Annotated in this window: 22 protein-coding genes and 1 riboswitch; of the genes, 14 read left to right on the top strand and 8 right to left on the bottom strand. The window is 71.5% G+C overall.

Annotated elements, in window-relative coordinates:
* Window position 1: 1 nt before the first annotated feature.
* The 3 genes from ABXS86_RS06705 to ABXS86_RS06715 all read right to left on the bottom strand — a co-directional run bounded on the left by ABXS86_RS06705 (window position 2) and on the right by ABXS86_RS06715 (window position 4,444).
* Window positions 2–1,006 (bottom strand): sugar ABC transporter substrate-binding protein, encoded by a 1,005-nt coding sequence (locus tag ABXS86_RS06705; RefSeq protein ID WP_307209539.1) that lies wholly within the window; start codon window positions 1,004–1,006, stop codon window positions 2–4.
* Window positions 1,007–1,112: 106 nt separating this feature from the next.
* Entirely contained in the window at window positions 1,113–2,762 is a 1,650-nt protein-coding gene (locus tag ABXS86_RS06710) for an amidohydrolase (RefSeq protein ID WP_353666019.1), read from the bottom strand.
* Between the two features lie 206 nt (window positions 2,763–2,968).
* Entirely contained in the window at window positions 2,969–4,444 is a 1,476-nt protein-coding gene (locus ABXS86_RS06715) for an aldehyde dehydrogenase family protein (RefSeq protein WP_353666020.1), read from the bottom strand.
* A 394-nt stretch (window positions 4,445–4,838) separates the two neighbouring features.
* Here ABXS86_RS06715 and ABXS86_RS06720 point away from each other — a divergent pair, with 394 nt between their 5' ends.
* From ABXS86_RS06720 to ABXS86_RS06730, 3 genes are all read left to right on the top strand, one after another.
* Window positions 4,839–6,491, top strand: coding sequence for a thiamine pyrophosphate-binding protein (locus ABXS86_RS06720; protein WP_307209533.1), 1,653 nt, complete (start codon window positions 4,839–4,841; stop codon window positions 6,489–6,491).
* Window positions 6,488–7,852 carry an FAD-binding oxidoreductase gene (locus ABXS86_RS06725; protein ID WP_353666021.1) on the top strand — a complete coding sequence of 455 codons (1,365 nt, stop codon included), beginning with the start codon at window positions 6,488–6,490 and terminating at the stop codon, window positions 7,850–7,852. The genes ABXS86_RS06720 and ABXS86_RS06725 overlap by 4 nt, the downstream gene beginning before the upstream one ends.
* A gap of 186 nt (window positions 7,853–8,038) precedes the next feature.
* Entirely contained in the window at window positions 8,039–8,539 is a 501-nt protein-coding gene (locus tag ABXS86_RS06730; protein ID WP_353666022.1) for a hypothetical protein, read from the top strand.
* A 74-nt stretch (window positions 8,540–8,613) separates the two neighbouring features.
* Here the strand turns inward: ABXS86_RS06730 and ABXS86_RS06735 are convergent, their stop codons facing one another.
* A complete protein-coding gene (locus tag ABXS86_RS06735) occupies window positions 8,614–9,996 on the bottom strand; it encodes an MFS transporter (protein WP_307209528.1) in 1,383 nt (460 codons plus the stop codon).
* Between the two features lie 118 nt (window positions 9,997–10,114).
* On the opposite strand from ABXS86_RS06735, the gene ABXS86_RS06740 reads away from it, so the two are divergent.
* From ABXS86_RS06740 to ABXS86_RS06765, 6 genes are all read left to right on the top strand, one after another.
* The gene (locus ABXS86_RS06740) at window positions 10,115–11,671 is read left to right on the top strand and encodes a fumarylacetoacetate hydrolase family protein (RefSeq protein WP_353666023.1); all 1,557 of its coding nucleotides are present in this window, start codon (window positions 10,115–10,117) and stop codon (window positions 11,669–11,671) included.
* A complete protein-coding gene (locus tag ABXS86_RS06745; protein ID WP_307209527.1) occupies window positions 11,635–12,354 on the top strand; it encodes a GntR family transcriptional regulator in 720 nt (239 codons plus the stop codon). Before ABXS86_RS06740 ends, ABXS86_RS06745 begins: the two co-directional genes overlap by 37 nt.
* A gap of 104 nt (window positions 12,355–12,458) precedes the next feature.
* Window positions 12,459–13,979, top strand: coding sequence for a 5-carboxymethyl-2-hydroxymuconate semialdehyde dehydrogenase (gene hpaE, locus ABXS86_RS06750; protein ID WP_353666024.1), 1,521 nt, complete (start codon window positions 12,459–12,461; stop codon window positions 13,977–13,979).
* Window positions 13,980–14,144: 165 nt separating this feature from the next.
* Window positions 14,145–15,293, top strand: coding sequence for a 3,4-dihydroxyphenylacetate 2,3-dioxygenase (hpaD, locus tag ABXS86_RS06755; RefSeq protein WP_353666025.1), 1,149 nt, complete (start codon window positions 14,145–14,147; stop codon window positions 15,291–15,293).
* Between the two features lie 144 nt (window positions 15,294–15,437).
* Window positions 15,438–16,223: a fumarylacetoacetate hydrolase family protein gene (locus ABXS86_RS06760; RefSeq protein WP_144829114.1), complete on the top strand. Its 786-nt coding sequence runs from the start codon at window positions 15,438–15,440 to the stop codon at window positions 16,221–16,223.
* On the top strand, window positions 16,208–17,008 hold the full coding sequence (locus ABXS86_RS06765) for an HpcH/HpaI aldolase family protein (RefSeq protein ID WP_353666026.1): 801 nt from the start codon (window positions 16,208–16,210) through the stop codon (window positions 17,006–17,008). The genes ABXS86_RS06760 and ABXS86_RS06765 overlap by 16 nt, the downstream gene beginning before the upstream one ends.
* Here the strand turns inward: ABXS86_RS06765 and ABXS86_RS06770 are convergent.
* Complete coding sequence (locus tag ABXS86_RS06770) at window positions 17,002–17,841, bottom strand: helix-turn-helix transcriptional regulator (RefSeq protein WP_353666027.1); 840 nt, start codon at window positions 17,839–17,841, stop codon at window positions 17,002–17,004. The two genes, ABXS86_RS06765 and ABXS86_RS06770, sit on opposite strands and share 7 nt — an antisense overlap.
* Window positions 17,842–17,942: 101 nt before the next feature.
* On the opposite strand from ABXS86_RS06770, the gene hxlB reads away from it, so the two are divergent.
* Window positions 17,943–18,515, top strand: coding sequence for a 6-phospho-3-hexuloisomerase (gene hxlB / locus ABXS86_RS06775; protein WP_307209517.1), 573 nt, complete (start codon window positions 17,943–17,945; stop codon window positions 18,513–18,515).
* Between the two features lie 29 nt (window positions 18,516–18,544).
* Window positions 18,545–19,168, top strand: coding sequence for a 3-hexulose-6-phosphate synthase (gene hxlA, locus ABXS86_RS06780; protein WP_307209514.1), 624 nt, complete (start codon window positions 18,545–18,547; stop codon window positions 19,166–19,168).
* A gap of 70 nt (window positions 19,169–19,238) precedes the next feature.
* On the opposite strand, the gene ABXS86_RS06785 is transcribed toward hxlA, so the two are convergent.
* The 3 genes from ABXS86_RS06785 to glyA form a co-directional block, all read right to left on the bottom strand.
* Complete coding sequence (locus ABXS86_RS06785) at window positions 19,239–19,721, bottom strand: cytochrome C5 (RefSeq protein WP_144829129.1); 483 nt, start codon at window positions 19,719–19,721, stop codon at window positions 19,239–19,241.
* A gap of 90 nt (window positions 19,722–19,811) precedes the next feature.
* Complete coding sequence (locus ABXS86_RS06790; RefSeq protein ID WP_307214023.1) at window positions 19,812–20,696, bottom strand: bifunctional methylenetetrahydrofolate dehydrogenase/methenyltetrahydrofolate cyclohydrolase; 885 nt, start codon at window positions 20,694–20,696, stop codon at window positions 19,812–19,814.
* A gap of 256 nt (window positions 20,697–20,952) precedes the next feature.
* Window positions 20,953–22,227: a serine hydroxymethyltransferase gene (gene glyA / locus ABXS86_RS06795; protein ID WP_353666028.1), complete on the bottom strand. Its 1,275-nt coding sequence runs from the start codon at window positions 22,225–22,227 to the stop codon at window positions 20,953–20,955.
* Window positions 22,228–22,284: 57 nt separating this feature from the next.
* A riboswitch (ZMP/ZTP riboswitch) is annotated at window positions 22,285–22,370 on the bottom strand.
* Window positions 22,371–22,848: 478 nt separating this feature from the next.
* Here glyA and ABXS86_RS06800 point away from each other — a divergent pair.
* The 3 genes from ABXS86_RS06800 (at window position 22,849) to ABXS86_RS06810 (ending at window position 26,162) form a co-directional block, all read left to right on the top strand.
* Window positions 22,849–23,235 (top strand): YrdB family protein, encoded by a 387-nt coding sequence (locus ABXS86_RS06800; RefSeq protein WP_186325400.1) that lies wholly within the window; start codon window positions 22,849–22,851, stop codon window positions 23,233–23,235.
* Window positions 23,232–24,638 carry an FAD-binding oxidoreductase gene (locus ABXS86_RS06805; RefSeq protein WP_353666029.1) on the top strand — a complete coding sequence of 469 codons (1,407 nt, stop codon included), beginning with the start codon at window positions 23,232–23,234 and terminating at the stop codon, window positions 24,636–24,638. The genes ABXS86_RS06800 and ABXS86_RS06805 overlap by 4 nt, the downstream gene beginning before the upstream one ends.
* A 123-nt stretch (window positions 24,639–24,761) precedes the next feature.
* Window positions 24,762–26,162 carry a L,D-transpeptidase family protein gene (locus ABXS86_RS06810; protein WP_353666030.1) on the top strand — a complete coding sequence of 467 codons (1,401 nt, stop codon included), beginning with the start codon at window positions 24,762–24,764 and terminating at the stop codon, window positions 26,160–26,162.
* Window positions 26,163–26,256 lie beyond the last annotated feature (94 nt).

Genomic DNA, 26,256 nt, shown 5'->3' on the forward strand with positions numbered 1-26,256 from the left:
GTCAGCCGCCCAGTTCGGTGATGTAGCTCGAGAGGTTCGGGTCATCGGCCGTGACCACCGTCACGGGCAGGTCGACGCTCGCGTCGGTCTTGCCCTCGCCGAGCGAGATCGGGATGTCGATGACGTTGTCGACGAGGTCCTTCAGCGAGAAGTAGGTCGCGGCGCGGAAGAAGCCGCCTTCCTTCATCTTCTGCAGCAGGAACAGGTTCGGGTCGAGCCCGCCGACGTAGGTCTTCGTGTCGGTCTCGGGTCGGCCCGAGGCGACGAGCGCCTGGTACGCACCCTGCGCGGCGTCGCCGACGGCCGAGACGACGACGTTCGCGTCGGGGTGCTGCGCGAGCAGCGTCGTGGTGACCGACAGGCCGTCGTCGGGGGTGACCGCCTGCTGCTCACCGACGATCTGCAGGTCGGGGCCGGCCGCCTTGAGACCGTCGAGCAGGCCTTGCGTGCGCTCCTGCCCGATCTGCCGCTCGGTCTCGCTGAGCACGATGACCTTCGCGTTCGGGCCGACGTTCTTCAGCGCCCACTCGGCGGCGTCCTTTCCGAGGTCGACCCCCGACTGGTAGAAGCTGAACTGCAGCGTCGCGTCCTGATTGGTCATGTCGCCGCCATACGTCACCCAGTACTTGCCGCCGTCGCGGTACTGCTGGGCGACCGATTCGAGGCTCGCCGGGTCGACGGGGAACGACACGACCGCGTCGACGTCGCTGGTGAGGTTCGAGGTGAGCTGGCTGACCTGCTTCTGCAGGTCCATCTCGTCGTTGGTGAAGGTGACCTCGACGCCCTTCTCGGCCGCACGCGCCTCGACGATGTTGACGATCGCGCCGTAGACGGGGAGGGCGGTGAAGGGGTAGTCGAACAGAATCTTCTTGACCGGACCGCGCTCGGCCGGGGCCGCGCTCGACCCCGATCCGGCGTCGTCGGCGGCGGTGGTGCTGCAGGCGGAGAGGGCGAGACCGGCGATGACGACCGAGGCCATCGCGGTCAGGCGGAGGCGACGCTTCATGGTGCTGCTCCTTACGGGTGGAACGGGCGGGTGTGGGTGCGGGTGGTGCGAGGGGTTGCCGAGGGCCGCCCCCGGGGATCCGAGGGCGGATGGAACGGTGCGGCGGTCAGGCGGTGAAGACCCGACGACCGGCGAACCACGTCTCGACCGCGCGCGTGTGCACGACGCGCTCGATCTCGACGGAGAAGGGATCCTGGTCGAGCACGACGAAGTCGGCGGATTTGCCGACGCTGAGCGAGCCGGTCACCTCGCCGAGTCCCATCGCGATGGCGGCGTTGACGGTGAAGACCTCGAACGCCTCGTCGAGGGTGAGCGCCTGCTCGGGCCAGAGCGTGCCGGGCGCGCGGCCGAGCGGGTCGGCGCGGGTGACCAGCCCCTGGATCCCCTCCCACGGGTTGGGCGAGACGCTGACCGGCCAGTCCGAGCCGCCGGCGACCAGCACGCCCCGGTCGACGAGGTCGCGATTGGGCTGCAGGTGCGTGGCCTCAGGCTGCGGACGCACCTGCGCGATGGCATCCGGAATCACCCCGGGGAACCACAGGAAGGGCGAGATGTCGGCCGAGACGTCGAGCTCGACGAAGCGCTGCCGGTCGTCGGGGTGCACGAACTGGCCGTGGGCGATCTGGTACCGCGTGGCGGTGTCGCCGCCGGAGCGGACGACGGCGATCGCGTCGAGGGCGACGCGGACCGCGGCGTCTCCCGTGCAGTGGATCTTCGCGCCCAGGCCCTGCGCCGCGGTGCGGACGAGCCAGTCGGTGAGGTGCGCGGGGTCCATGGTGGTGACACCGCAGTGCGCGTGCCCGTGATCGGGGCTCGGCAGGTAGGGGGTGAGGAACGCGCCCGTGAACGTCGGGGGCACGCCGTCGAGGGCGACCTTGACGAAGTCGGGCCGGTGGTGGGCGGTGCGGAACTCCTCGCGCCGCGCGACGAGCTCGTCCCCCACCGGGGTGTTCGCGAAGAGAAACTCGCTCGACAGCAGCGACGACACCACCCAGGCGTGCAGGTCGCCGTCGTCGTCGAGGTCGCGCAGGGCCCCCATGATCTCGACGGTGGCCGCGGCATCCTGGAATGCGGTGATGCCGAAGGAGTGCAGGATCTCGATCGCCCGGGCGCTGGCCCGACGGTAGCGTTCGGGCGTCCGCGCGAGGTTGCGGTCGAGGGCCTCGGTGACGGCGAGGGTAGCCGCCTCCATGAGCATGCCCGTCGGCTCTCCCGTCTCGGCGTCGCGCACGATGCGTCCCTGCGCGGGATCGGGGGTGTCGGAGCGGATGCCGGCGGCCTCGAGCGCCGCGGAGTTCGCGAAGCGGTTGTGGTGGCTGTCGTCGGTGAGCACGACCGGACGCCCGCCCGCGGCCTCGTCGAACCGGGCGCGGGTCGAGACCGTCGAGAACTCCTCGAGCAGGACGCTGCCGAACGCCTCGCCCACCACCCACTCGTCGGGACCGAGTTCGGCGGCGTAGGCGCGCACCGCCTCGAGCACCTCGTCGAGGCCCGCGGTGGGCGGGAACGCGAGCTGGTAGAGCTCGGCCTCGCCCGCCATGAGGTGGTGGTTGTGCACGTCGACCAGTCCGGGGACGACCGCGGCCCCGCCGAGGTCGCGCACCTCGGTGTCGGGGCCGGCCGTGGCGAGCACCTCGTCGTCGCCGCCGACGGCGATCAGACGTCCGTCCGCGACGGCGAGCGCGGTGGCGTGCGGGCGCGAGCGGTCCGCCGTACGCACGACGGCGCCGTGCAGGATGAGGTCGGCGACGGTCATGGGGCTCCCGGGTGTTCGGCGGCGTCGGGGCGACGACGGTGGGGGTGGAACGGGTCCGGCGGGCGGATGCCGCGATGCCGGGGTGGAGCGGGTGAGTACATCATCTGCGTCGGGGGCGTGCTCTGCTTGACCAGGGGTGCCCCCGGGTTGACGCAGGACGCACGACCCGCGGCCCGGGCGGGAGCCGACCCCCCGCCCGGGCGGCGTCAGCCGTTGATGACCTGCGGCACGCCGAGCGCCTTGAGGCCTTCGACGCCGAACTCGAGGCCGTAGCCCGAGCCCTTCACCCCGCCGAACGGGATGAGGGGGTGCACGCCGCCGTGGGAGTTGATCCACACGGTGCCCGCCTGCAAGCGCGCCGCCACGCGTCGTGCGGCGTCGCGGTCGCTCGACCACACCGAGGCGCCGAGGCCGACGTCGAGGCCGTTCGCGCTCGCGACGGCGTCTTCGAGCTCGGTGTAGCGGATGACGGGGAGCACCGGTCCGAACTGCTCCTCGTCGACGAGCGCGACCCCGTCGGTCACATCGGCCACGATCGTCGTGCGGTAGAACAGCTCGCCGAGATCGGTGGCGGGCTCGCCGCCGAGCACGATGCGTCCGCCCGCGCCCTTGGCGTCATCGACGAGGCGGTCGACGATGTCGAACTGCTGCTTGTTCTGCAGCGGGCCGAGAACGGTGCCCTCGTCGAGACCGCGACCCATGGGCACCTGTGCGGCGTAGCCTGCGAGCGCCTCGACGACCGCGTCGTAGACGTCGTCGTGCACGTACAGGCGCTTGAGGGCGGCGCACGTCTGGCCGGTGTTGATGAACGCGCCCCAGAACAGGCCCTCGGCGATGGCCGCCGGGTCGACGTCGGGGAGCACGATGCCGGCGTCGTTGCCGCCGAGCTCGAGCGTGAGGCGAGCGAGGTTGCCCGCGGAGCTCTCGATGATCTTGCGGCCGGTCGCGGTGGAGCCGGTGAACATCACCTTGTCGACGTCGGGATGGGCGACCAGTCGCGCGCCGGCGTCGCGGTCGCCCGCCACGGCGATCAACACGTCGTCGGGCAGCACCTCGTTGATGACGTCGACGAGGGCGAGCACGCTGAGGGGCGTGTACTCGCTCGGCTTGACCACGACGGTGTTGCCCATCCGCAGCGCCGGGGCGATCTGCCAGACCGTGATCATCATGGGCCAGTTCCACGGCCCGACCGCGGCGACGACGCCGACCGCGCGGTAGTGCAGCTCGGCGTACACCTGACCGTCGTCGACGACCACCTCGGGCTCGAGCGCGGTGCCCGCGGCGGTGCGCAGCCACGCGGCGCACGCGCCCACCTCGAAGCGGGCGTTGGGGCCGTCGAGGGGCTTGCCCTGCTCGCGCGAGAGCAGGCGCGCGAGGGCTTCGGCGTTCGCCTCGATGCGGTCGGCGGCGGCCATCAGCAGTCCGCTGCGCTCCTCGTGGCCGCGGGCGTCCCACGCGGGCTGCTCGGCGCGGGCGCGCGCCACGGCGGCGTCGACGTCGGCCACGGTGTGCACCGGAGCTCGGCCGATCACCTCGCGGGTGGCGGCATCCGGAATCTCCCGCCCCTGACCCTCGGGGGCCTGCACGCGCGCGAGCAGCGCGGCGTCGTCGACGGCGGACTCGGCGGCGGGCGCGGCCGCGTCGATCTCGGGATCGGCCAGGGCAGGGGTGGGATCGGACATCTCGGCTCCTTCGGTTCGTGTCCCGGGCCGTGTCGCGATGCCCGTCCCGTCAGCCTCCGCCGGTGGCCCGGGCGCCGCTTGTCCGCGCGCGCGCGGGCCATGACCGGGCGTGCCCGCTTGCCCGGCGGAGCGCTGGCCTGAACGTCCGTCGAGACTGCATCTCGCTGACGACTCCGCGTCAGCCTGACACCGGGTTGTCAGCGAGGGGCAGTCTCGCGGGGCAGACGGCCGACCAGCACCCGAACCGCCCCACACAGCCCGCGCGATCGTATATGATCGCTCCCGTCAGGCGCACGAGGTCGTGCGTCGCTGCTCGAAAAAGGGGCACGTAGCGCGAGACCCGCGCGAGACACATACGGCTCATTCCCGTTCCTGTTTCGCGAAAGGCTTCCGCATGCCCATCGTCTCCGCGCACGTCGCCCACACCCTCGGCCGCCACCTCGACCACGTGTTCGGCGTCATGGGCAACGGCAACGCGTACTTCCTCGACGCCCTGCACCGTCACACCGACGCCGTCTTCACCGCGATGCGGCACGAGGCCGGCGGAGTCGTCGCCGCCGATGCGCACTATCGCGCGTCGGGCCGGATCGCCGCCGCCACCGCCACCTACGGCGCCGGTTTCACCAACACGCTCACTGCGCTCGCCGAATCGGCGCAGGCGCGCATCCCCCTGCTCCTCGTGGTCGGCGACGAGCCCACCTCGGGCCCGCGCCCGTGGGGCGTCGACCAGGTCGCCCTCGCCTCGGCGGTCGGCGTGCGCACCTACACGGTCGGCGATCGCGACGCCTCGGCCACCGTGCTGATCGCGCTCGAGCACGCGCTGACGTATCGCGTGCCGGTGGTGCTGGCGATCCCCTACGACGTGGTCACGCGAGAGGCCGGAGAGCTGACGGATGCCGGGACCGTGACGATCCCCGCTCCCCTCGCCCCGCGGAGTCCGGCAGCGAGCGCCGCGCTCGACCGCGTCGCCGACGCCCTCGCCTCGGCCGACCGTCCGTTCCTGCTGGCGGGTCGCGGAGCCTGGCTCGCCGACGCCGGCCCCGCGCTCGGGCGCCTCGCCGAGACGACCGGGGCGATCACGGCATCCACCGCCCTCGGCCGCGGGATCTTCCCCGACACCGCCCACGACCTCGGCGTCACGGGCGGCTTCGGCGCCGCGGGCGCGATGGAGCTCGTGCGCGAGGCCGACGTCGCCGTCGTCTTCGGCGCGGGGCTCAACCAGTTCACGATGCGCTTCGGCGAGCTCTTCGCCCCGGGCACGCAGGTCTTCCAGGTCGACGTGGCGACCACCGCGACCCACGCCCAGGTGGGTGGGTTCGTGCGGGCGGATGCCGCGGTGGCGGCCGACGAGATCGCGAACCGCCTGCGCTCTCGCGGGGCGGTGTCGTCGGGCTGGCGCGACCGCGTCGACGTCGCGCCGCTGCGCGAGCAGGAGGCCGGCGAGGGACTCGCTCCGGACGGCCGCCTCGACCCCCGCTCCGCCGCCGCGCGGATCGGCGAGCTGCTGCCCGAGGATCGCGTGGTCGTCTCGGACGGCGGGCACTTCCTCGGCTGGTCGAATATGTACTGGCCGGTGGCCTCGCCCGACCGCGTGATGATGATCGGCACCGCCTACCAGTCGATCGGCCTCGGCTTCCCCTCAGTCGCGGGGGCCATCGCCGCCCGCCCCGACTCCACCGTAGTGCTCACCACCGGCGACGGCGGCGGACTCATGGCGATCGCCGACCTCGAGAGCGCCGTGCGCACGGCTGCCGGCCACGGCATCGCTGTGGTGTGGAACGACGCCGCCTACGGCGCCGAGATCAACCTGTACGGGCTGAAGGGCCTCGCCCGCGAGCCGATGCTCATCCCCGAGGTCGACTTCGCCGCCGTCGCACGCGGCTTCGGCGCCGAGGGAGTGGTGGTGCGCGAGGTCGCCGACCTCGAGGCGCTGGCGGAATGGACCCGTCGCGACCCCGCCGAACGGCCCTTCCTGCTGCTCGACCTGCGCATCAGCGGCACCGTGATCGCCCCGTACCAGCGCGAGATCATCAAGGTGAACTCGTGAGCGAGCCCGCGCCCGGCGACACCCTCGACGAGCTCCGCGCAGCGCTCGGCGACCGCCTCCTCGACGATCCCGCGAGCCTCGCCGCCTACGCCGTCGACAGTTCGCGCGCGCAGCCCGAGGGTCTGCCGATCGCCGTGGTGCGGGCGACCTCGACCGGCGACGTGTCGACGGCTCTCGCGTGGGCGCACGCCCGCGGCATCCGCGTCTCCGTCCGAGGCGCGGGCACCGGACTCTCGGGCGGGGCCGTGGCCTATGCCGGTGGGCTAGTGGTCTCCCTCGAGGCCATGAACCGCATCGTCGACATCGACGTCGGCAACCGTCTCGCCGACGTCGAGGCGGGAGTGATCACGGCGGATCTCGATGCCGCCGCCCTCGCGCACGGCCTGTTCTTCCCGCCCGACCCAGCGAGCGCGCAGTGGTCGACGATCGGCGGCAACATCGCCACGAACGCCGGTGGTCTGCGCTGCGTCGCGCACGGCGTGACCACCGACGTCGTGGCGGCCCTCGAGGTCGTGCTCGCCGACGGCCGCGTGATGCGCACCGGTGCGCGCACGCGCAAGAACACCACGGGGTACGACCTCACCAGCCTGTTCACCGGATCGGAGGGCACGCTCGGCGTCATCACCGCCGCAACCGTGCGCCTCAAGCCCGTGGCGCCCGGGCAGCCCCGCACCTTCCGCGCGAGCTTCGACGACATCGAAGACGCCGGCCGCGCGGTCACCGCGATCGTGTCGGGCCCGGCCGCCCCCGAGGTGCTCGAGCTGATCGACGCGCGCAGTGTCGAGATCATCGAGGCCTTCCACCCGAGCGGCCTCCCCTCCCCCGGCGCGGCGATGCTCGTCGGGCAGACCGTGGGGCTCGCCGCCCTCGACACCGCCGAGGCGATCGTCGCCGTCTGCCGCGCGCACGGCGCCGTGGAAGCCGAGATCAGCGACTCCGACAGCCTGCTCGAGGCCCGTCGCCTGGCCAATCCCGCGCTCACTGCGCAGGGCCTGCGGGTGTCGTGCGACGTGGGCGTGCCCGTCGCGCAGCTGGCGACGGTGTTCCGGGGCATCGGCGAACTGGCCGAGCGCCATGGCCGCCGCATCGCCGTGGTCGCGCACGCGGGCGACGGCAACCTGCACCCGACGGTCGAGGCGGGCGAGAGCCCCGAGGAGTACGCCGCGGCCGAGCTCGTGATCGACGACATCACGCGCCTCGCCCTCTCGCTCGGGGGGACCATCTCGGGCGAGCACGGCATCGGCTCGGTCAAGCGTCACGAGCTCCCCTGGCAGCAGGATGCCGTGGCCCTCGACGTGCAGCGCGCGATCAAGGCCGCGCTGGATCCGCGCGGCATCCTGACGCCCGACCGCTCGATCTGAGGCCCGGGGCGCGCTGACCGACGCAGCCCGCCTCGCTCACCCGCGCACGCGACTGTGCTGCGCGCGCACGATGGACGCCCGGCTCTGTCGCGGTCGGCCGCCCCCTTCGTACGCTCGCGTCATGCACTCGATCCGACGGCGACGACCCTCGACGCGGCCGTCGCGCGCGGGCGCCGAGGGCCGACGATGACGCTGGAGCTGGCGGCCCACGGAGCCGCGCTCGTCTGCTCGGGAGTCGCCTCGTGCTGCGCCCGCTCCGGCCCCGCCGACGAGCGCCGAGAGCGCGTCGTCGCGTCGGCGTTGATGACCGCCGCGATGCTCGAGCCGTTCGTTCTCCACCTCGTGCCGCCGATCGTCTGGGCGATCGTCCTTCTCGCCGCCGCGCTGGTCTCGAGCGCGGCGCGCCGGTGGCGTGCGGGGCGCGGCGAGCACGGCGTCTACACCCCCGCGGGCCTCGTGGTCATGGCCGCGCTGATCGCGTCGTCGACGCACGGCGAGCCGTTGCCGATCACCACCACGACGCACGCCCACAGCGGGCCGGTGCTGGCCGGGCTGTGCGCCGCCCTTGCGCTGGCGTACACCGCGGCATCCGCGCACCGGATGCGCAGCGGGTCGCCCGCCGGCCGCGCGCACCACGCCGCGATGGGTGGCTCGACGGCGCTGATGGCGCTGGGAGCCCTGCTGTGAGCGCCGGCCGCGCGCCGCGCAACGCCGAACGGCCCCACCGCGCCGGAGCGCGACAGGGCCGTCCGTCGAGCGACTCAGACCTTCGACAGCCCGCGGATCGGGCTCACCTCTTGCTCGGCCTCGTGGTCGGGGCCGAGGGGGATGCCGCTGCGGTCGCGCAGCAGCATCGTGGCGACGAGACCGAGCACGGCCATGATCGCGAGGTACACCGTGACCGACACGGTCGTTCCGGTCGCATCGACCAGGGCCGTCGCGATGGTCGGGGCGAACGCGCCGCCGAGGATCGCACCGAGCGCATAGGCGATCGACACCCCCGAGAAGCGGATGGATGCCGGGAACAGCTCGGCGTACAGCGCGGCCTGCGGGCCGTAGGTCAGGCCGAGGCCGACCGTGAGCAGCATGAGACCGATGGTCAGCAGCACGATGCTGCCGGAATTAACGAGCGGGAACAGCGCCACGATCGCCACGAGCATCGAGAGCCACCCGATGATGTAGGTGTTGCGGCGGCCGATCTTGTCGCCGAGCCATCCGCCGAGCCACGTGAAGATCAGCCAGGTGATGGCCGACAGGGTCACCGCGCCGAGCACGTCGGCGGTGGCGAGGCCCAGGGGGCCGTCGGGGTTGGTCGCGTAGCGCTGGATGTATCCGCCGGTGGTCATGTAGCCCACGGCGTTGTTGCCGGCGAACACGAACGCCGCGATGATCACGAGCAGCGAGTGCTTGCGGAACAGCTGCACGATCGGCATCCGGGTCTGCTCTTTGCGCTCGGCGAGCTCGACGAACACCGGGCTCTCCTCGACCTTCTTGCGCACGTAGTAGCCGACGAGGATCAGCACGAACGACAGCAGGAACGGCACGCGCCAGCCCCACGCGAAGAACGCGTCTCCCGGCGCGATGACGGCCATCAGGCCGAGCATGCCGCTCGCGAGCAGCAGACCGAGGGGCACGCCCAGCTGCGGCGAGGCGCCGAACAGGCTGCGCTTGGTCTTGGGGGCGTGCTCGACGGCCATGAGCACCGCGCCGCCCCACTCGCCACCGGCCGAGATGCCCTGCAGCACGCGCAGCAGGATCAGCAGCACGGGAGCCGCGACACCGATGACCTCGTAGGTCGGCAGCACGCCGATGAGGGTGGTCGAGGCGCCCATCATGATGAGCGTCAGCATCAGCACGACGCGACGGCCGTACTTGTCGCCCAGGTGCCCGGCGAGGAAGGCGCCGAGGGGGCGGAAGAGGAAGCTCAGACCCACGGTGAGGAACGCGAGGATCTGCGCGATGCCGGGGCCGGCGGGCGCGAAGAACAGCTGGCCGAAGACGAGGCCGGCGGCCGAGGCGTAGAGGAAGAAGTCGTACCACTCGACGGTGGTGCCGACAACGGTGGCGAAGACCACGCGGCGGCGGTCCTTCGGGGTGGAGATGGTGCCGGTGGGCGTGAAGCCCTGTGGCTGAGAGCGGGACATGGGGACTCCTTCGAGACGTCATCGTCAGACCCCGGGACGTCGTCGTCGGCGACGAGGCGCGGTGTTGCTGGGGCGTTCGTCATCGTATACGATTTCGGATACGACGCAAGGGAGCTTCATGAACGACACCACCGACCCCCGGTTCACCGTCCTCGGCGGTCGCCCGGGCAAGATCGTGGCCGTCCATCTGTCGTACGGCTCGCGCGCCGATCAGCGCGGTCGTCGACCGGCCGCCCCGTCGTACTTCTTCAAGCCGTCGAGCTCGCTCGCGGCATCCGGGTCCGAGATCGTGCGCCCCGCGGGCACCGAGCTCCTCGCCTTCGAGGGCGAGATCGCGCTCGTCATCGGCGAGCCGGCGCGATGGGTGACCCCGGATGCCGCGTGGTCGCGCGTGGCATCCGTCACCGCCGCGAATGACTTCGGTCTGTACGACCTCCGCGCGAACGACAAGGGCTCGAACGTGCGCTCCAAGGGCGGCGACGGCTACACCCCGCTCGGCCCCGCGCTCATCGACGCCCGCGAGGTCGACCCCGCCGCCCTGCGCCTGCGCACCTGGGTGAACGGCGACCTCGTGCAGGACGACTCCACCGCGGGCCTCATCTTCTCGCTCGCCCAGATCGTCGCCGACCTCTCGCAGCACTTCACCCTCGAGACCGGTGACGTGATCCTCACCGGCACCCCCGCCGGCTCGTCGGTGGTCGTCCCCGGCGACGTGGTGGAGGTGCAGGTGGATGCCGGCGCCCTCTCGACCGGCCGGCTCCGCACGACCGTGACCCAGGGCGCGCGGTCGTTCGATGCCGCGATCGGCTCGCTCCCCGCGGTCGACGACACCCAGCGCGCCGAGGCGTGGGGCTCGGCCGAGGCGGCTGCCGCCGCTGCCACGAGAACAGGCGATGTCACCGCAACAGGAGAAAAACCGGCGGATCAGCCTGTTCCCGTCGCATCCCCTGTTCTGGTGACGGATGCCGCGCCCCCGGCCCCCGCCCTCTCCCCCGCCCTGCGCGACAAGCTCTCGCGCGTGCCGGTCGCCGCGCTCAGCGGACAGCTGCGCAAGCGCGGCCTCAACGACGTCACCATCGACGGCGTGCACCCGCTCACCCCGGGCAGCCGCTTCGTCGGCACGGCGCGCACGCTGCGCTTCGTCCCCCACCGCGAAGACCTCTTCGCCTCGCACGGCGGCGGCCAGAACGCCCAGAAGCGCGCGTTTGACGCGGTCGGCGAGGGCGAGGTCATCGTCATCGAGGCGCGCGGCGAGACCGGCTCCGGCACGCTCGGCGACATCCTCGCGATCCGCGCGCACGCCCGGGGGGCTGCGGCCATCGTCACCGACGGCGGGGTCCGCGACGCCGAGGCCGTGGCCGCCGTCGGCATACCCGTGTTCACCGCCGGGGCGCACCCGGCCGTGCTCGGCCGTCGCCACGTGCCGTGGGAGACCGACGTGGCCGTGGGCTGCGGCGGCACGACCGTCGAGCCCGGCGACGTCCTCGTGGGCGACGGCGACGGCGTGATCGTCATCCCGCCCGGGATCGCCGAAGAGGTGGTCGACGCCGCCCTCGCGCAGGAGGCCGAAGACGCGTGGATCGCCGCGCAGGTGGCATCCGGTCACCCGATCGAAGGGTTGTTCCCGATGAACGCGGAATGGCGCGCGCGCTACGAGAGCGAGGTCGGGAAGTGAAAGACGTGACGGCCACCAAGAGCAAGTCGCAGCAGGCGTACCAGTGGATCAAGCAGCGCATCGCGTCGCAGGAGTTCACCCCCGGCTACCGCCTGGTGCTCGGCTCCATCGCCGGTGAGCTCGACATGAGCGTCGTGCCCGTGCGCGAGGCCATCCGCCAGCTCGAGGCCGAGGGCCTGGTGATGTTCGAGCGCAACGTCGGCGCACGCGTGTCGATGGTCGACGACACCGCCTACCGCTTCAGCATGCAGGCCCTCAGCCTGCTCGAGGGAGCCGCCACCGCGCTGTCGGCCCGCGCGCTCACCCCCGACGACGTGCGCCGCGCCCGCCAGGTCAACGAGCTCATGGTCGAGACGCTCGAGCACTTCGACCCGCGCGCCTTCACCGCGCTCAACCAGGAGTTCCACGCGATCCTGTTCGAGAAGTGCGCCAATCCGCGCATGCTCGAGCTCGTGCAGGCCGAGTGGGCGCGCCTCGGGCACCTGCGTGATTCGACGTTCAGCTTCGTGCCGGGCCGCGCCGCGGAGTCGGTGCGCGAGCACGAGAACATCCTCGTGCTCATCGAGAACGGCGCTCCGCTGGCCGAGATCGAGAAGGTCTCGCGCCGCCATCGCTCGGCCACCCTCGACGCGTACATGATCCACGAGCACCCCGACCAGGTGCTCGGCCTTCCCGCTTTCTGACCTCGAACGACAGTTCCGGATGCCATGACCCCGCGCCCCGACGACATCGCCGTCGCGGATCGCCTGCCACCCGGCATCCACCCCTCTTCACCGAAGGAGCACCCATGACCACCCCGCTCACCACCGCCCGCCGGATCCCGGCCGATCTGCCCGAGCGCATCCAGCACTACATCGGGGGCCGCTTCGTCGACTCGGTCGACGGCGACACCTTCGACGTTCTCGACCCGGTGACCAACCAGACCTACCTCACCGCCGCCGCGGGCAAGAAGGCCGACATCGACCTCGCCGTCGCCGCTGCGCGCACGGCCTTCACCGAGGGACCCTGGCCCCGGATGCTGCCGCGCGAGCGCTCGCGCGTGCTGCACCGCATCGCCGACATCGTCGAATCGCGTGACGAGCGTCTCGCCGAGCTCGAGTCGTTCGACTCCGGCCTGCCGATCACCCAGGCGCTCGGTCAGGCGCGGCGCGCGGCCGAGAACTTCCGCTTCTTCGCCGACCTGATCGTGGCCCAGACCGACGACGCCTTCAAGGTGCCCGGTCGCCAGCTCAACTACGTCAACCGCAAGCCGATCGGCGTCGCCGGGCTCATCACGCCGTGGAACACCCCCTTCATGCTCGAGTCGTGGAAGCTCGGCCCCGCTCTTGCCACCGGCAACACCGTGGTGCTCAAGCCCGCCGAGTTCACGCCCCTGTCGGCGTCGCTATGGGCCGGCATCTTCGAGGAGGCGGGCCTGCCCGAGGGCGTGTTCAACCTCGTCAACGGCCTCGGCGAAGACGCCGGCGACGCGCTCGTGAAGCACCCCGATGTGCCGTTGATCTCGTTCACCGGCGAGAGCTCGACGGGTCAGCTGATCTTCGCCAACGCGGCGCCCTTCCTGAAGGGCCTGTCGATGGAGCTGGGCGGCAAGAGCCCGGCGATCGTGTTCGCCGATGCCGACCTCGACGCCGCGATCGACGCGACGATCTTCGGGGTGTTCTCGCTCAACGGCGAGCGCTGCACCGCGGGCAGCCGCATCCTCGTGCAGCGCGAGGTCTACGACGAGTTCGTCGAGCGCTACGCCGCCCAGGCCGACCGCGTGAAGGTCGGCTTCCCCGACGACCCCGACACCGAGGTCGGCGCCCTCGTGCACCCCGAGCACTACACCAAGGTCATGTCGTACGTCGAGCTCGGCAAGACCGAGGGGCGCCTGGTCGCCGGCGGCGGTCGCCCCGCGGGCTTCGACGAGGGCAACTTCGTGCGCCCCACCGTGTTCGCCGACGTCGCCCCCGACGCGCGCATCTTCCAGGAGGAGATCTTCGGCCCGGTCGTCGCGATCACCCCCTTCGACACCGACGACGAAGCCCTCGCCCTCGCGAACAACACGAAGTACGGCCTCGCCGCCTACGTGTGGACCAACGACCTCACGCGCGCGCACCTGTTCGCGCAGAACGTCGAGGCCGGCATGGTGTGGCTGAACTCCAACAACGTCCGCGACCTGCGCACCCCCTTCGGTGGCGTGAAGGCCTCGGGCCTCGGCCACGAGGGCGGCTACCGCTCGATCGACTTCTACACCGACCAGCAGGCCGTGCACATCACGCTCGGCCCCGCCCACAACCCCACCTTCGGCAAGGCGCAGGGGCACTGAGCCCCGCCGCCGGTGGCTGAGCCGCCATCAGGTGGCTGAGCTTGTCGAAGCCACCGCCCGACCACCGGTCCCTTCGACAGGCTCAGGGACCTCCGCGACGACTGGTCGCTGAGCCGATACCCCACCCTTCCGGCATCCGCCCCTCTTCACACGCAAGGACGCGACATGACAGACCGCAGCCAGATGACCCGCACCTCGTCGGGATTCTTCGTCTCGCAGGAGGCCCCCATCGAGACCTCCAACCCCATCCCCACGCCCACCTCGCCAGCGCCCGACATCCTGCGGTGCGCGTACATGGAGCTCGTGGTCACCGACCTCGCGGCATCCCGTATCTTCTACGTCGACATCCTGGGCCTGCACATCACCGAAGAGAACGACGAGGCGATCTACCTCCGCTCGACCGAGGAGTTCATCCACCACAACCTGGTGCTCCGCCAGGGCCCGGTCGCGGCCGTCGCCGCCTTCTCGTACCGCGTGCGCAGCGCAGAAGACCTCGACAAGGCCGTCGCGTTCTACGAAGAGCTCGGCTGCGAGGTGCGCCGCGAGCCGAACGGGTTCACCAAGGGCATCGGCGACTCGGTGCGCGTGGTCGACCCCCTCGGCTTCCCGTACGAGTTCTTCTTCGACACCGAGCACCAGGAGCGCCTGTCGTGGCGCTACGACCTGTACTCCCCCGGCGAGCTCGTGCGCCTCGACCACTTCAACCAGATCACGCCCGACGTGCCCCGCGCGGTGAACTTCATGCAGTCGCTCGGCTTCCGCGTGACCGAAGACATCCAAGACGAAGAGGGCGTCGTCTACGCGGCCTGGATGCGCCGCAAGCCCACCGTGCACGACACCGCCATGACCGGCGGCGACGGCCCCCGCATGCACCACGTGTGCTTCGCGACGCACGAGAAGCACAACATCCTCTCGATCTGCGACAAGCTCGGGGCCCTCCGCCGATCGGATGCCATCGAGCGCGGCCCCGGCCGCCACGGCGTCTCGAACGCGTTCTACCTGTACCTGCGCGATCCCGACGGCCACCGCGTCGAGATCTACACGCAGGACTACTACACCGGCGACCCCGACAACCCGGTCGTCACGTGGGACGTGCACGACAACCAGCGCCGCGACTGGTGGGGCAACCCCGTCGTGCCGTCGTGGTACACCGAGGGCTCGCTCGTGCTCGACCTCGACGGCCAGCCCCAGCCCGTGCGCGCCCGCACCGACTCGAGCGAGATGGCCGTGACCATCGGCGCCGACGGCTTCAGCTACACCCGCGCTCCCGAAGAGGTCGGCGCCGGCGAGTTCAAGCTGGGCAATCAGCTCTGAGCCGCCGCCCTGCCCGCCCAGCCAGCGCCCGCGCCCGCACCCATGTCCCACTTATGGCGGTCTGAGCCCCTCTCAACCAGCCGAACTCGGGACACGCTCCACCAAAAGTGGGACGAGGTTCGTGAGACCGACCAAGGAGACCCCATGCTCACCGACGCACAGATCGACGCCATCGCGGCCGAGCTCGCCGAGGCCGACCGCGCGCACGCGGTGATCCCGCGGATCACGGCGAGGTATCCGGATGCCGTGGTCGAAGACTCCTACGCGATCCAGGGCCGCTGGCGCGATACGCAGATCGCCGCGGGTCGCACCCTCGTCGGGCGCAAGATCGGCCTGACGTCGAAGGCGATGCAGCAGGCGACCGGCATCACCGAGCCCGACTACGGCGTGATGTTCGACGACACGGTCTACCGCTCGGGAGACGAGATCCCGGTCGCGCTGTTCTCGAACGTGCGCATCGAGGTCGAGCTGGCGTTCGTGCTGAAGACCCCGCTCGAGGGCCCCGACTGCACGCTCGACGACGCCCTCGCCGCGATCGACTACGCCGTGCCCGCCCTCGAGGTGCTCAACTCGCACATCGAACTCGAGGGCCGCACGATCGTCGACACGATCAGCGACAACGCCGCCTACGGGGCGATGGTGCTCGGCGACGTGCACAAGCGGCCCGACGAGATCGACCTGCGCTGGGTTCCGGGCGTGCTGAGCCGCAACGGCGAGATCGAAGAGACCGGCGTCGCCGCGGGCGTGCTCGGCCACCCCGCGACGGGCGTGGCGTGGCTGGCGAACAAGTTCCATCAGCACGGCGCGCGCCTGGAGGCGGGCGAGATCATCCTGGCAGGATCGTTCACGCGCCCGATGTGGGTGTCGCAGGGCGACGACGTGCTGTGCGACTACGGACCGATGGGAACGATCTCGTGCCGCTTCGTCTGACCCCGACCTTCCGCTCGGCCCTCGCGGCATCCGACCGCCCCCTCGCGGGCATGTGGGTGTGCTCGGGCAACGCCACGATCACCGAGGTCGCCGCGGGCTCGGGCCTCGACTGGCTGCTGCTCGACCTGGAGCACTCCGCCACCTCGCTCGAGTCGGTCCTGACCCAGCTGCAGGTGGCCGCGGCCTACCCGGTCACCCCGGTCGTGCGGGTGCCGTGGAACGACCCCGTGACCATCAAGCGGGTGCTCGACCTGGGCGCGCAGAACCTCATCGTGCCGATGATCTCGACCGCCGCCGAGGCGCGCGCCGCGGTCGCCGCCACGCGGTATCCGCCGCAGGGCGTGCGCGGTGTCGGCAGCGCCCTCGCCCGCAGCGCCCGCTGGAACCGCGTCGACGGCTACCTCGCCGAGGCCGCCGAGCACGTCTCCCTCACGGTGCAGATCGAGACGACGACGGGCGTCGACAACGCCGCCGACATCGCCGCGGTCGCGGGAGTGGATGCCGTCTTCGTCGGCCCCAGCGACCTCTCGGCCTCGATGGGTCTGCTCGGCCAGCAGTCGCACCCCGACGTCGTGGCGGCGGTGCACCGCGTGTTCGCGGCTGCGAAGCATGCCGGTACCCCGGTCGGCGTGAACGCGTTCGACCCGACGGTGGCCGAGGCCTACCTCGACGCCGGCGCCGATTTCGTCGCGGTCGGTGCCGACGTGGCTCTGCTCGCCCGCGCGTCCGAGGCGCTGGCGGCGCGGTTCGTCACCGGGCGCACGGCGCAGCGCGACAGCTACTGAGCGCGCGCCGTTCCGAGGGCCGCGAGCTCGGCCCGCGTGGAGACGCCGGCTTTGCGCAGCAGGTTCGACACGTGGAACTTCGCCGTGTTCTCACTGATGCCGAGGCGTTCGGCGATCGCGCGATTGCGTGAGCCCGCGACGACCAGGCTGAGCACCTCGCTCTCGCGGGGGCTGAGGTCGACCGCCTCGTCGAGGAAGTCGGGGCGCGGGGGCGGATCGAGCGGCAGCACGACCGACAGTTCCGACCCCCACCCGGGAGTCGAGGCGACATCGAACGCCCCGTTGAGCGCGCTGACCCGCTCGACGATCGGTCCCAGCGAGTCGTCGTGAGCGGTGAGGGTGCCCGCCCCGTCGTCGCGGATGCCGATGAGCAGGTTCAGCCCGTCGCAGTCCCATTGGATGCGCACGCGGTGCGGAGTGCCTCGATCGAGCAGGGCGAGCACGGCGCTGCGGACGATCGCCCGGGCCTCGTGGGCGACTTCACCCGGAAGGGCGCGCCCGGTCGCCGGCGGCTCGACGAACTGCACGTCGAGGTCCCCGTGTCGAACGAGCGGGCGGAGGTCGGTGCGCAACCGGGCGAAAGCCCCGGTGACGGGCTCGAGCAGGGCGCTGCGCTGCTGATCGGTGGAGGTCCGCAGCACGACGAGGGCGGCGGCCGCGGTCTCCACGGCGAGGGCGCGCGCGGCCCGGTCGTCGAGGCGCGTGGACCGCAGGATCGCCAGCACCGATTCGAGCGTCACGGCGTGGCGGTCGGCCTGCTCGGCGACGATGCGTTCGTGCTCGATGACGAGGGCGCGGGACGCGGGAGACGACAACGCAGCGGACGGCTTCACCCGCACAAACCTAGCCGACGGAGCCGAACCTACCCGATCGGGTAGGTCGACCCGTGCGGTCGACCGGCGACGCGCTCCGCTCCCCGGCGAAGCATGGAGACATGACCTCCCCCGACGCCGGCATCGCGGCATCCCTCACCCGCATCTCGGGCGAGCTGACCGCGGTCGTCGACAGCCTCGCCACCGGCGAAGCCGCGGACGACGTGCTCGAGGTGCTGGGCGGGGCCGACCGCGTGTTCGTCCTCGGCGCCGGCCGTTCGGGCCTCGCCCTGCAGATGACCGCGATGCGCCTCATGCACCTCGGCCTCGCCGTGCACGTCGTCGGCGAGACCACCGCCCCCGCGATCCGCACCGGCGACGTGCTCCTCACCGCCAGTGGCTCAGGGACGACGACCGGCATCGTCCGCGCCGTCGAGACGGCCACCGAGGTCGGCGCACGCGTCGTGGCGATCACCACCGCGCCCGACTCGCCCCTCGGGCGAGCGGCGGACGCCCTCGTCGTGGTGCCCGCCGCCACGAAGCTCGATCGCTCGGGCACGGCCTCCACCCAATACGCCGGCGGCCTGTTCGAGCAGGCCGTCGTGCTCGTCGGCGACGCGATCTTCGACGCGCTCTGGCAGCGCTCGGGCCTCTCGGCCGACGACCTGTGGCCCCGCCACGCGAATCTCGAATGACCCTCCACCCCGACAGTCAGGACCCCCGAATGAAGCTGCAGTTCGCCATGGACACCCTCACCACCGAGGCCGCCCTCGACCTCGCCGCCGCCGCGGCGCCGCACGTCGACATCCTCGAGCTCGGCACCCCGCTCATCAAGAGCGAGGGCCTCTCGGCCATCACCGCCATCAAGAAGGCCCACCCCGACAAGATCGTCTTCGCCGATCTGAAGACGATGGATGCCGGCGAGCTCGAGGCCGACATCGCCTTCGGCGCCGGAGCCGACCTCGTGACGGTGCTCGGCAGCGCCGGAGACAGCACGATCGTCGGAGCCGTCACCGCCGCCAAGAAGCACGGCAAGGGCGTCGTCGTCGACCTCATCGGGGTCGCCGACAAGCCGGCCCGCGCCAAGGAGGTCATCGCCCTCGGCGCCGAGTTCGTCGAGATGCATGCCGGCCTCGACGAGCAGGCCGAAGAGGGCTTCACCTTCGCCACGCTGCTGCGCGACGGAGAGGCCTCGGGCGTGCCGTTCTCGGTCGCCGGGGGCGTCAACGCGTCGAGCATCGCCGACGTGCAGAAGGCCGGCGCCCAGGTCGCCGTCGCCGGCAGCGCCATCTACAGCGCTCCCGATGTGGGCGCCGCGGCCGCCGAGCTGCGCGCCGCGATCGTCTGAACGCCGACCGCACCCCGAGAACGACGAAGGGCCGGACGATCACTCGTCCGGCCCTTCGTGGTGTCGAGGGTCAGTCCTCGTCTTCGTCGTCTTCGTCGTCGTCGCCGACGATCTCGATGTCTTCGACCTCGAGCTCGGGCGTGAGCTGCACGTGCACGAGGGCGTCGGGGAACGAGGTCTGACCGGCGAAGACCACGATGATCGCGTCGGCGAAGACGCCCACGCCGATCGCCTCGAGGTCGGTGCGCAGGTCGACGTCGGCATCGAGCTCGTCATCGTCGAGGGCGTCTTCGATGTCGCTCGCGACCTCTTCGACGATCGCGCGCCAGCGCTCTTCGCCGACCGAGAGCACGTCCTTGAGGTTGCTCATGATGGCGTCGAGGTCGGGGGCGTCTTCTTCGTCGATCTCGGGGTCGAGGTCGACCTCCACCTCGACGCCGGCGGCATCCAGGTGTCCCGACCCGATGACGCTGTCTTCGTCGATCTGGGCGTCGTCGAGCAGGCCGCTCTCGGTGACGCGGCGGAGGAGGTCGTTCAGCACGGACTCAGTCATGCATCAACGATCCCACGTCCGACTCCCTGTGGGGAACACCTTGCGCGCGCCGCGAAGGCTGTTCAGCCCGCGCTTGCGCGCGGTTCACCCTCAGGCGGATGCCGCCCGCTCGGCCGCCTCGACGACGTTCGTCATCAGCAGGGCCACGGTCATCGGTCCGACCCCGCCGGGGTTCGGCGAGACGAAGCCCGCGACCTCGGCCACGTCGGGGTGCACGTCGCCGTACACGCGCGACTTCCCTGTCTCGGGGTCGGTCTCGCGCGTGACGCCCACATCGAGCACCGCGGCGCCCGGCTTGACGTCGGCGGCCCGTACGATGTGCTTCACTCCCGCGGCGGCGACGATGACGTCGGCCTCGCGCAGGTGCTTCGCCAGATCGGCCGTGCCGGTGTGGGTGAGGGTCACGGTGGCGTTGATCTCGCGACGGGTCAGCAGCAGACCGATCGAGCGGCCGATCGTGACGCCGCGGCCGACGACGACGACCTCCTTGCCCTTCAGGTCGTAGTCGTTGCGCAGCAGCAACTCGATGACGCCGCGCGGGGTGCACGGCAGCGGCGTGTGGATCGGCGCGTTGACGTTGAGCACGAGACGCCCGAGGTTCGTGGGGTGCAGGCCGTCGGCATCCTTCGCCGGATCGATCCGCTCGAGGATCGCATCGGTGTCGATGTGCTTCGGCAGCGGCAGCTGCACGATGTAGCCGTGGCATTCCGGGTCGGCGTTGAGGCGGTCGATGACGGCCTCGACCTCCTGCTGCGTGGCCTCGGCCGGAAGCTCGACCTGGATCGAGTTCATGCCGATCGCCTCGGACTGCTTGTGCTTCATGCCGACGTACAGCTGCGAGGCGGGGTCGGCGCCCACGAGCACCGTCGCGATGCCGGGGACGATCCCCTTCGCGCGCAGGGCCGCGACGCGCTCGGTGAGCTCCGCCTTGATCGCCGCCGACGCGGCCTTACCGTCGAGAATCGTCGCCGTCATGGCATCCCTCTTCCTGGTGTCGATGGGGTCGTGCGGGGTGTCGATCGGGGTCGCGCGGGGAATCCCCACGCATAAACGCTTTCTGCTCACATGAACGCGCTCTCCCCGCGTTTATGCGAGCGAACCGCTTTTATGCGTGGGTTTCGGCGCCGCGCAGCCCGCGAGAGCGGGGCCGGATGCCGGAAACCCGCCGCCGCGCGAGGAGCGGCCACCCGCCGGAACGGGGCCGCCGCAGCAGCCCCGCCCCGGCCGGGGCTCACTGGTGCAGGTCGGGGTACAGCGGGAAGGCGTCGGCGAGGGTCGCGACGCGTGCGCGCAGGGCCTCGACGTCGGCGCCGGGGATCAGCGCGAGAGCGATGATGTCGGCCACCTCGGTGAACTCGGCGTCGCCGAAGCCGCGGGTCGCGAGCGCCGGAGTGCCGATGCGCAGGCCCGAGGTCACCATCGGCGGACGCGGGTCGTTCGGCACCGCGTTGCGGTTGACCGTGATGTGGATGTCGTGCAGCAGGTCTTCGGCCTGCTTGCCGTCGATCTCTGCCTCGCGCAGGTCGACGAGCACGAGGTGCACGTCGGTGCCGCCCGAGCGCACGGCGATGCCGGCGTTCTTCACGTCGTCCTGCGTGAGGCGGTCGGCGAGGATCGACGCGCCCCGCAGGGTGCGCTCCTGGCGTTCCTTGAACTCCGGCGTCATCGCGAGCTTGAAGGCCGTGGCCTTCGCCGCGATGACGTGCATGAGCGGGCCGCCCTGCTGACCGGGGAAGACCGCGGTGTTGATCTTCTTGGCCAGGTCGGCGTCGTTGGTGAGGATGAGGCCCGAGCGCGGGCCGCCGATCGTCTTGTGCACGGTGGTCGAGACGACGTGCGCGTGCGGGATCGGAGAGGGGTGCACGCCCGCAGCGACGAGACCGGCGAAGTGCGCCATGTCGACCCACAGCAGGGCGCCCACCTCGTCGGCGATCGCGCGGAACGCCTCGAAGTCGAGCTGGCGGGGGTAGGCCGACCAGCCGGCGATGATGACCTTCGGCTTGTGCTCGAGGGCGAGGCGGCGCACCTCGTCCATGTCGATGATGCTGGTCTCGGGGTCGACGCCGTAGGCGACGATGTCGTAGAGACGGCCCGAGAAGTTGATCTTCATGCCGTGGGTGAGGTGACCGCCCTGGTCGAGGGCGAGGCCGAGCAGCGTGTCGCCGGGGCGGGCGATCGCGTGCAGCACCGCGGCGTTGGCCGAGGCGCCCGAGTGGGGCTGGACGTTGGCGAACCCGGCGCCGAACAGCTGCTTCGCGCGCTCGATGGCGAGCGACTCGGCGACGTCGACCTCTTCGCAGCCGCCGTAGTAGCGACGACCGGGGTAGCCCTCGGCGTACTTGTTCGTCAGCACCGAGCCCTGCGACTGCAGCACCGAGACGGGAACGAAGTTCTCCGACGCGATCATCTCGAGGAATCCGCGCTGACGGTTCAGCTCGCGCTCGAGGACCTCGGCGATCTCGGGGTCGACCTTCGAGAGAGGGGCGTTGAAGTACGGATCGGTCATGCGATCTCCTTGACGATGGTTCCGGATGCCGCGGACTCGGCGAGTCCGCGGAGATACCGCATCGACCCAGGCGTGCGGTCGAATACCGTCAAGCGGTCGCTCCCCGGTGGTGTCCCACCTCAACGCCAGTCGCGACGGTGCCACTGTAGCGCGTATCACGCGCGCGTCCTCGCGCGTCGCGGCATCCACCGTTCCTCCACAGGTTCCGCCCGACGCGGAGGTGGCTGAACTCGTCGAGGACACGGGGGTCCGGTCCGAAGCAGAGGTGGCTGAGCTTGTCGAAGCCACCGGGGCCACTGCGGGTCCCGGGCCCTTCGACAAGCTCAGGGACCTCCGCCGCGCAAGGTGGCCGAGCCGGTCGAAGCCACCGGGTCCCGCGTCGGTCCTGTCCGAAGCAGAGGTGGCTGAGCCCGTCGAAGCCACCGGGGTCACTGCGGGTCCCGGGCCCTTCGACAAGCTCAGGGACCTCGGAGAGCGAGGTGGCTGAGCCTGTCGAAGCCACCGGGGCCACACTGCGGTCCTGGGCCCTTCGACAAGCTCAGGGACCTGGGTTGCGCCGCGATCGGCTCGACGGTGAGCGATCCCGGATGCCGCGCGCCAGCGCCCGCGTAAAATGCTGGGGTGACCGACACTCCGAACGTCCGCGCGCAGGCGCCTCTCGCTCCCGGCATGCGCCCGCGCCCGTCGGGGGTCGAGATCGGCAGCGTCATCTGCGGCCTCTTCGCCTTCATCACGCTCGCCATCTGGGGCTTCACCGCGTGGCCCTTCCCCTGGAGCATCGTCGCCGGCATCGGCGCCCCCGTCCTGGCGATCGCGGTGTGGGCGTTGTTCGTCTCGCCGCGCGCCGTGCTGGCGGTGCACCCCTTCGTCCGCGCGATCGTCGAGCTGTTCGTCTACGCCGCCGCGACCGTGGCGTGGTGGAGCATGGGCCAAGCCCTCATCGGCCTCGTGTTCGCGATCGTCGCCGTCACCTTCGGCGCTCTGAACGGCAGACGGCGCCTGGCGTGACCGCCGACGAGACGGCCGACCAGACGCCGTCTCCGCGCGCGCCCGAGCGCGCCCTCGCCCTGCTCCGCGCCGAGCTGGGCGCGCGCGCGGACACCTGGCCCGCGTCGCTCGAGGCGGCGCGGGCCGACAAGTCGGGCCACGCGGCCGAGGGACTCCCCCTGGCCGTCGTGCACGCGGCATCCGTCTCCGACGTGCAGGCGGTGATGCGCATCGCCACCGCCACGCGCACGCCCGTCGTGCCGCGTGGCGCGGGCACCGGCCTCGCGGGCGGCGCGAACACCGGCGGCGGAGAGATCAGCCTCTCGGTGCGCGGCATGGACCGCGTGCTGGAGGTGCGCCCCGACGACCTGCTGGCCGTGGTCGAACCCGGCATTTTGAACGCCGACCTCAACGCGCAGCTCGAACCGCACGGGGTGTGGTGGGCACCCGATCCGGCCAGCCGCGCCATCTCCACCGTCGGCGGCAACATCGCCACCGGCGCCGGCGGCCTGCTGTGCGCGAAGTACGGCGTCGTGCGCGACGCGGTGCTCGGCGTCGACCTCGTGCTCGCCGACGGCCGACTCCTGCACCTCGGCCACCGCAGCGTGAAGGGCGTCACGGGTCTCGATCTCACCTCGCTCGTCATCGGGTCGGAGGGCACGCTCGGCGTCGTCGTCGGCGCGACGCTCAAGCTCCGTCGCCTCGTCGAGGGCGAGCGCGTCACTCTGACGGCCCTGTTCGAGGGTGCGCGGGCCGCCGCCGTCGCGTCGGCAGCGGTCACGGCATCCGGAATCCAGCCCGCGATCATGGAGTTGATGGATGCCACGAGCCTCGCGGCCGTTCATCGACTGCTGTCTCTGCCGGCCCCCGTCGCCGGTGCCGCTCAGCTGACCGTGCAGACCGACGGACCCGTGGCCGTCGACGAGGCCCGCGCGGTCGCCGAGGTGCTGCGCGCCGCCGGCGGAACGGTGACCGTCGCCGCCGACGCGGCCGAGGGCGAGGCGCTGCTGGCCGTGCGGCGCGCGATGCATCCCGCCATGGAGACCCTCGGCACGACCCTCATCGAAGACGTGTCGGTGCCGCGCAGCGCGCTGCCCGACATGTTCGACGAGATCGCGCGGATCGAGCGCGAGTTCGGCCTCGTCATCCCCGCGGTCGCCCACGCGGGCGACGGCAACCTGCACCCCAACTTCGTGTTCGAGGGGCCCGAGGTGCCGCCGATCGTGTGGCAGGCCGCCGAAGAGCTCTTCCGCGCGGCGCTCGCGCTGGGCGGCACCCTCACCGGCGAGCACGGCATCGGCGTGCTCAAGCGGCGCTGGCTGGCCGACGAGCTGGGCGACGACCAGTGGACGCTGCAACGCGACATCGCGCGGGTGTTCGACCCCCTCGGCATCCTGAACCCGGGAAAGGTGTTCGCGCCCTGAGGCCGTCCGCGGCCGGAACGGCCACGTCGCGCCACCGGCGTGATCAGACCGTGATATTGCTCGGGGGTGATGCGCAGGCCGCGGCTTTAGCATGGGAAGACTGACTTCCGGGGGGTTTGACTCATGACCGACGGCGCACGTGGCACCGACGGCGCGACCTACGCTTGGGCTCCGCCCGAGCCCACGACGCGCAAGAACCGCTCCGGCCTGTGGATCGGCATCCCCGCCGGCGCGACGGCCGTGGCCCTCATCGCGGCCTCTCTCGTGCTGATCGCCCCCGGCGCCTCGGTCGCCGGCGTGCAGATCGGCGGCCTCACCGCCGGCGCCGCCGCCCAGGCGATCTCGACCCGACTGGCCGAGACCGCCGTCGTCGTCGAGAGCCCCGCCGGAGAGGTCACCGTCACCGGCGCCGACCTCGGCGCGACGGTCGACGCCGCCGCCCTGGCCGACAAGGCCTTCGCCGACAATCCCATGTGGAAGCCCGCCGCGTGGTTCCCCGAGGGAGCGGGCGTCGCCGTCCAGATCGACGAGTCCGCCGCCACCGCCGCCCTCCGCGACAAGGCCCCCGGCGCGTACCGCGCGCCCGTCGACGCCACCGTCGCCTACGACGCGGGCTCGCAGGCCTACGTCGCCACCCCCGCCGAAGCGGGCGAGGGCATCGACGTCGCCACCGTCGCCGCCGCCCTGCAGTCGGCCTTCGACTCCGGTGAGAGCACCACCACGGTCGACGCCACCCTCGTGCCCGTCGAGGCCCCCGTCTCGACCGACGAGGCCGGCGCCGCCGTCGCGACCCTCAACGGCATCCTCGACTCGGCTGGCTTCTACGTCGGCGACGAGCGCACCGTCCCCGTCGACCGCGCCACCGCCGCCTCGTGGCTCACCGTCACCCCCGACGGCACGGGCGACTTCGCCGTCTCGGCCGACCAGACCGCGATCCAGACGGTCGTCGCCGGCCTGACCGGCACGGTCGACCGCGGCGCCGTCAACGCCGACGTGATCGTCGACACCGGCGGAGAGGTCATCCACACCCTCACCGAGGGCCAGACCGGTCGCGCGCTCGGCGACACCGCCGGCATCGCCGCGGCCTTCGCGACGCAGCTCGCCGACGGCAACGGGCGCTACGCACTGAACGTCACCGAGACGCCGTTCGACACCACCAAGACCGAGCGCCGCATCGACGTCAATCTCAGCACGCAGACCACGACGCTGTGGCAGAACGGTCAGGTCTACCGCACCTACACGATCTCGTCGGGCGCCGGCGAGCACGCGACGCACACCGGCAACTTCCGCATCGGCTGGAAGACCGCGATGCAGGACATGGGCTGCGTCCCCGGCTACGACTACTGCACCAAGGACGTCCCCTGGGTCGCGTACTTCAACGGCGACGAGGGCTTCCACGGCACCTACTGGCACAACAACTTCGGTACGCCGATGAGCCACGGCTGCATCAACATGACCATTGCGCAGGCCAAGGAACTCTACGACTGGGCCTACCGCGGCACGGAGGTCTCGGTTCACTACTGAGTCCGGATCCTTTTGAGAGGGGTGGATGCTTCGGCATCCGCCCCTCTGTCTTTTCTCCCGGCGGGACTGCGTCGTGGTGCGACAGCGCCCTGGC

This window comes from Microbacterium sp. che218 (assembly GCF_040436305.1).
GTDB lineage: Bacteria > Actinomycetota > Actinomycetes > Actinomycetales > Microbacteriaceae > Microbacterium > Microbacterium algihabitans.